Below are 6588 nucleotides of genomic sequence, written 5' to 3'. Positions count from 1 at the left end.
GACAACAAGTTGTACTTTTGCATTACACGAAGAATTGTTTTAGGATTGCGTTGTATTCCTTGTCTTTCAAGCCATATATGTACTCTGCGATAGCCGTATGTTCTGTGGCTTTCTTCCTGACATTTTTTTATCTTTTCGGCTAACGGTAAATCTCTGTCCGGTATATCCATTCGCTTCAAGAACGCATAATATCCGCCTCTTGATACTTCAAAGAATTTGCACATTGAGTTTATACTGTATTTGTCTTTATGCTTAAAGATTACTTGATACTTAATCGATGGTTTCACTTCCTTTCTGTGAGCGAGAGAAAATCCCGCATTAACTCATTTTCCATTTCTATTCGCTTGATATATCTATCCTTACTTGCAAGTTCATACTGCAATTGTGATAACTTGCTTAACTGTTGTACGCTCGGCGGTAATTTGTTCCCATCTTTTCGTGGTCTGCCTTTTGGCTTTATTGCTATTCCTGCCGCAAGTTTCTTTTGATTTCTGTTGTATCTTGTTTTGAAATCTCTCATTTCTTTATATGCGAATCCAAATTTTTCTCCGGTTTCTCGCAAAGTATGTCCTTGCTGTATATATTCAATTAGCTCTTTCTCATAGTCTTTTATGTGTCTATATTTCCGTGGCATAACAAAACCTCCCATGGTAGTTATTTTTTTATTCTACCATAGGAGGCTGTTTTTTTCTATTGTCCATTTTTTATGGACTTGTTCAGTAATGTAATTATGCAGGTTTTGTTTTTATGAATAAGGAGGACAAAATGAAAATTCTTGTTTTAGGCGGTGCCGGATATATCGGTTCGCATACAGTTTACAGACTTATTGAAAGCGGTAATGAGGTTGTTGTATTCGATAACCTTGAAACAGGTCATATTGAGGCGGTTCATCCCAAAGCAAAATTTTATAAAGGTGATCTCAGAAACAGAAGTGAAATTGACAGCGTTTTTGATAAAGAAAAAGGTATTGATGCTGTAATTCATTTTGCAGCCAATTCACTTGTCGGTGAAAGTATGACCAACCCTCTCAAATATTATGATAATAACCTCAACGGCACAAAGGTTTTGCTTCAGTCAATGGTTGCTCACGGAATTGATAAGATTGTATTTTCATCAACAGCGGCAACATACGGTGAGCCTGAGAGAACTCCTATTATTGAAACCGATCCGACAAATCCGACAAACTGCTACGGAGAAACAAAAAAATCCATGGAGAGAATGTTCTATTGGGTTGAAAAAGCACATGGTTTAAGATATGTTTCTCTCAGATATTTCAATGCATGCGGAGCACATATCAGCGGAAAAATCGGTGAGGCACATAATCCTGAAACCCACCTTATTCCGATTATTCTTCAAGCGGCGCAGGGTACCCGTGACCACATAAGTATTTTTGGTACTGATTATCCCACATCTGACGGAACTTGTATTCGTGATTATATCCATGTCACTGACCTTGCACAGGCTCATATTCTTGCAGTTGAATATCTTATGAAGGGCGGTAAAAGTGATATATTCAATCTTGGCAACGGTGTAGGTTTTTCTGTCCGTGAGGTAATTGAAAAAGCAAAGGAAGTTACACAGAAAGATATTAAGGTTGTTGAAGAAAGCAGAAGAAGAGGCGATCCTGCTGTATTGATTGCATCAAGCGATAAGGCGAAAACTGTACTTGGCTGGAAACCTGAGTATGATGATCTGGGAACAATTATTAAAACAGCGTGGAAATGGCATTCAACACATCCCAACGGCTATAGTAAGTGAGGCGGTATTTATGAAGAACAGCGTTTACGGCTTAATATTAAGACTTGTTTCATACGGAATCAATACAGGGCTTATTGAAAAAGAGGATATAATCTACACGCAAAATAGGCTTTTGCCGTTGTTCCATATGGATGAACCCGATGACAGTTGTACTTGCCTTACAGCAGATAACGAGGATACTCTTGAAGAAATTTTGTCGGGACTTCTTGATTATGCATACGAAAAAGGAATCATTCCCGAAAATACAGTAACATATCGCGACTTATTTGATGTGAAACTTATGGCTTCACTTGTTAAGCGACCGTCAGAAGTAATAAGAGAATTTTGGCAGAATTATAGCTTTTCTCCTAAACTTGCAACCGATAGCTACTATAAATTCAGCTGCGATACCGATTATATAAGAAGATATCGTATTAAAAAAGACTTAAAGTGGAAAACATCAACCGAATACGGCGATATTGATATCACTGTAAATCTTTCAAAGCCTGAAAAAGATCCGAAAGCTATTGCAGCGGCAAAACTTCAAAAACAGTCGGGCTATCCGAAATGTTTGCTTTGTAAGGAAAATGAAGGATATACCGGAAGAGTAAATCATCCTGCAAGAGATAATCACAGAATTATTCCGCTCACCATTGACGGAGATAACTGGTTTATGCAATATTCTCCGTATGTTTATTACAATGAACATTGTATTGTATTAAACGGTGAGCATACACCAATGGTAATCAATGATTCTACATTCAGAAAACTGTTTGATTTTATTTCACAGTTTCCGCATTATATAATCGGTTCGAATGCTGATTTACCGATTGTAGGCGGTTCAATACTTACACATGAACATTTTCAGGGTGGCAGATACAGCTTTGCACTTAATAGGGCAGAGGTTGAAAGAAAGTTTATTGTTAACGGCTTTGATGATGTGGAGTGCGGAATTGTAAAGTGGCGTAAAGTGGCCTATGTCAGTTGTAAGATTGACAGGTAAAAACAAGGACAGCATTATTTCATTATCTTCTTATATTCTAAAGAGTTGGAGAGCGTACACGGACGCAGATGTTGGCATTTTTGCCGAAACAGATGGTGAAATTCACAACACTATTACTCCGATTGCTTTTACAAAGGATGGAAAATTTGTTATTGACCTCGTTCTCAGAAATAATATCACAAGTGAAGAGCATCCTCTGGGAGTATTTCAGCCTCATGCGAATTTGCATCATATTAAAAAAGAAAATATCGGCCTTATTGAAGTTATGGGACTTGCAGTATTGCCCTCAAGGCTTAAAGATGAAATGGCTATTTTAAAGGATGCTATTCTTAATCACAAGGATGTAAGTGAAATTCCGAAAATCAGCAAACATTCCGAGTGGGTAAATGAATTTGTTTCGCAGTATGATGAAATCAATGAAAATAATGTTGATTCAATAATTCAAAATGAGATAGGAAAGGTGTTTCTTAATGTTCTTTTGGATGCAGGTGTATTCAAAAGAACTCCTGAAGGACAAAAGGCTTTTGATAAATTTATAAAGACGCTGTAGTAAAGGAAGTGCTAAAATGTCAAAGGTAAGGGTAGTAAATTTTGAACCTACATCCAAAGGTGAAAACACTCATCTTTATACAATAGAAAATAACAGCGGAGCAAGCGTGACATTATGTGATTTAGGCGCAAGTGTCGTTTCGATAAAAGTTCCCGACAAAAACGGTAGTATTAGAGATGTAGTTCTCGGCTATGAGCACATTGACGGTTATGAATTTGACGGAACATACTTCGGTGCTACTGTCGGAAGATGTTGCGGAAGAATTGCTTACGGCAAGTTTACTCTTAACGGAGAAGATTATCAGCTCTCTGTAAACAATGGGAGTAACCATCTACACGGCGGATTTAACAGCTTTAGCCGCAAAATTTGGCTTTAGGTAGTTGATGATAAAGTTCCAAATACAGTTCTATTTATGCTTGATAATCCCGACGGTGATGAGGGCTATCCCGGAAATATGAAGGTCTTTGTACGCTACACCTTTGATGATGAAAATGTACTTACGATAAAATGGTCGGCAGTTTCCGACAAAGACACAATATGTAATCTGACCAATCATTCATATTTTAATCTTAACGGACATAAAAGCGGTAAAGTTACAGAAAATCACAAGCTGAAAATTAATGCAAATTCCTTCATACCGATAAATTCAAACCTCAATCCCACAGGAGAGATAACTCCCGTTAAGAATACATCGTTTGATTTTACTAAACCCAAGTTAATTGGAAATGGTATTGACAGAAAAGACGAGCAGGTTTGTTTTGCAAACGGTATTGATCATATGTTTGTGCTGAATCATTCTGATAAAAAATTTGTGCTTGCAGCCGAAGCTGAGGGTATTGATAGCGGAATTACATTAAAATGCTATACTTCTCAGAAAGGTGTTCATGTATATAAAGCAAATTATGTCGATGTTTTGCCCAATATGGGAAAGGATTCAGCAACATACGGAGAAAATTCAGCATTTTGTCTTGAAACCCAAGGCTTCCCCGATGCTGTAAATCACAAGACTTTTCCTACGACAATATTAAAAGCAAACGAAAACTATGCACAAACTACGAAATATATTTTTGGTATAAACAAATAAAATAAGCTAATTTCTAACTCCTTTTAAAAATAAAATTTCTCTAAAATCAAGGACCACCCAAGAAAAATGGGTGGTCCTTGATTTTAGAGAAAGATATCATTTTTTGACTTTATTCAACGATCTATTCATTAATTGTACACGGATTTTCTCCCGTATTTTTGTTGCTTTTTCGCTATTTTTATCCCAATAAACTAAAATAATTTTTATTCAAATGGCCACCTTTGTCAACATATAATCAGTCACTTGAAAAGTATTTGAGTATTGTGCTGATGAGGTTGTTATTTGTCTCGTGTTATCCATACCACTGGAATAACTGACATATAATCCATTCACTCAATTTGTGTTATCTAATCCGAGGTTACAACCTGAATGAAATTTTGTGGTGGATATGTTTCCGTAAGATATATCCGGGTATTTGCAGTAGTTGTGTGTATAATTTACACTTCTGAAAAAGTCAGCAAACAAGCCGGTATTTCGGTTGTTTAATTATTTTCTTGACATCAATACTACCGTTTCAACTGTGTTTTCAAAATTCGGAATAAACATATCGGCTTCGTTCCCTTGATAATATACCGGGAAACGAAATTGTATGCTCTTTAATATCTGGCCGTTTTCCAACGGTTCGGGATATATCTCGATTTTCTTTATAAAGCTGTGAAGAAATTCTTTCTTCTCAAATTCGGTAAATTCATTATATATTATATCAAATAATTCTAAAAATTCAAATATTCGTTTTTGAGAGATTTTTTGTTCTTTAATAGCCTTGATTTGTGTTTGCACAGTTTCAAGATTTTCGTTTGCCTCTGCAATCTCGTCATATAATGAATTTATACGATTTTGCATATCGGTATATTTTTGCTCATAATGCCTGTCGGAACAGTCGAGCCTGTCAATTTGAAAGCCGAGTCGTTCCTTTGCGGCATTAAGCTGTCTTATCTGTGTCATTAAATATGCTTCTTCTTTTTCATACTTAGATAAATCCACGCTTGCATCTAATTTTTCTTTTATTGCAGAATCAAACTTTGAGTTTTTAACGATATTCCTTATTACTTCCACAACCGCTTCATTTATCTTTTCCTGATGAATTTGCTTTTTGAAAGTACATTTATGTCCGTCATATTCCAATCTGTGTTTGCAGGCGTAATACCAATAATCTCTGTAAAAACTTCCGTCTTTTTTGCGTTTGCGGTTGACACTTCCGTATAACCCGGCACCGCATATGGGACATTTAATTATACCGGTCAATAAATGCTGATGTTCTGTACTGTATATTTTTTCATTCTTTATACCGGTCTTTTTTCTCTTATCTTGAGCTAAAAGCCAATCTTCTTCGCTGATAATCGCATCATGAATACCGTCATAAATAGGATATTCTTCTTGCTTTACCACGTGATATTCATTACGGCTACCCTGTATTTTTTCCGTTTTTCTTCGCCCGAAAGCAATTTTTCCGCAATAAATAGGGTTGTCCAGCACAAGCTTTACAAAATGTGCCGTAAATGCATCTAAAGTTCCGTTTTGGCGTTTCTTTTTAATATAGCCTTGGCGATTCAGATATTTTGCAACAGTACCGGCACCCATTGTGGTATGAATGAATTTATCATAAATAATGCGAATAATTTCTGCCTCATCTTCGGCTATTTTTAACTCGCCGTCAATAAGTTCATAACCGTATGGGGCAAACCCTCCGTTCCATTTGCCTTCACGAGCCTTCTGTTTTCTGCCTTCCATTGTTTGAACAAGAATATTTTCTCGTTCAATTTCCGCAACGGCAGACAGCACTGAAATCATCAGTTTGCCGCTGTCCTTTGAACTGTCAATACCGTCCTCAACACAGATAAGGTTAACCCCGTAATCCTGCATCAGTTGTAAAGAATTAAGAACATCGGCTGCATTCCTGCCAAATCGGGACAACTTGAACACCAGCACATATTGTACATTATCTTTTCCTTCGGATATGTCGTTAAGCATAGTTTGGAATTCAGGCCTGCCTTCAATATTTTTACCGGACTTACCTTCATCGGAATATTCTCCGGCAATCATAAAGTCCTGAAATTCGGCATACCTTCTTAACTTTTCTTTCTGTGCATCAAGGCTGAACCCGTCGACCTGCATAGAGGTTGATACACGGGTGTATATATAGCAATTTTTCCTTTTCATACGATAACTCCTTTCTGATTTGCTTACATTATATTGCCGTCTAAATAAATACTC

4 protein-coding genes and 2 pseudogenes are annotated in these 6588 nt (G+C 36.7%); 3 read left to right on the top strand and 3 right to left on the bottom strand.

Translation table 11 applies throughout. The features are described from left to right. Positions 1-287: IS3 family transposase (locus BLP46_RS12815; protein WP_143000457.1), on the bottom strand; the 287-nt coding region annotated here is incomplete at its 3' end. Next, complete coding sequence (locus tag BLP46_RS05425; protein WP_092976806.1) at positions 284-634, bottom strand: hypothetical protein; 351 nt, start codon at positions 632-634, stop codon at positions 284-286. The genes BLP46_RS05425 and BLP46_RS12815, both read right to left, overlap by 4 nt. 131 nt (positions 635-765) lie before the next feature. Here BLP46_RS05425 and galE point away from each other — a divergent pair, with 131 nt between their 5' ends. The 3 genes and pseudogenes from galE (at position 766) to BLP46_RS13300 (ending at position 4374) form a co-directional block, all read left to right on the top strand. Next, complete coding sequence (gene galE / locus BLP46_RS05420) at positions 766-1758, top strand: UDP-glucose 4-epimerase GalE (RefSeq protein ID WP_092976803.1); 993 nt, start codon at positions 766-768, stop codon at positions 1756-1758. A gap of 10 nt (positions 1759-1768) precedes the next feature. Further along, a pseudogene (gene galT, locus BLP46_RS05415) lies at positions 1769-3290 on the top strand (UDP-glucose--hexose-1-phosphate uridylyltransferase). 16 nt (positions 3291-3306) lie between these two features. Then, a pseudogene (locus BLP46_RS13300) lies at positions 3307-4374 on the top strand (aldose epimerase family protein). Positions 4375-4860: 486 nt separating this feature from the next. Here the strand turns inward: BLP46_RS13300 and BLP46_RS05400 are convergent. Beyond that, positions 4861-6534 (bottom strand): recombinase family protein, encoded by a 1674-nt coding sequence (locus BLP46_RS05400; RefSeq protein WP_092976794.1) that lies wholly within the window; start codon positions 6532-6534, stop codon positions 4861-4863. Positions 6535-6588: the final 54 nt, after the last annotated feature.

Source organism: Ruminococcus sp. YE282 (assembly GCA_900101355.1).
GTDB classification, from domain to species: Bacteria; Bacillota; Clostridia; order Oscillospirales; family Acutalibacteraceae; genus Ruminococcoides; species Ruminococcoides bromii_A.
This window is presented reverse-complemented; position numbering and strand designations above follow the sequence as displayed.

Excerpts from the sequence above, each read along its gene's own strand:
- BLP46_RS05400 (WP_092976794.1), bottom strand. The coding sequence starts at position 6,534 with ATGAAAAGGAAAAATTGCTATATATACACCCGTGTATCAACCTCTATG.
- galE (WP_092976803.1), top strand. The coding sequence starts at position 766 with ATGAAAATTCTTGTTTTAGGCGGTGCCGGATATATCGGTTCGCATACA.
- BLP46_RS05425 (WP_092976806.1), bottom strand. The coding sequence starts at position 634 with ATGCCACGGAAATATAGACACATAAAAGACTATGAGAAAGAGCTAATT.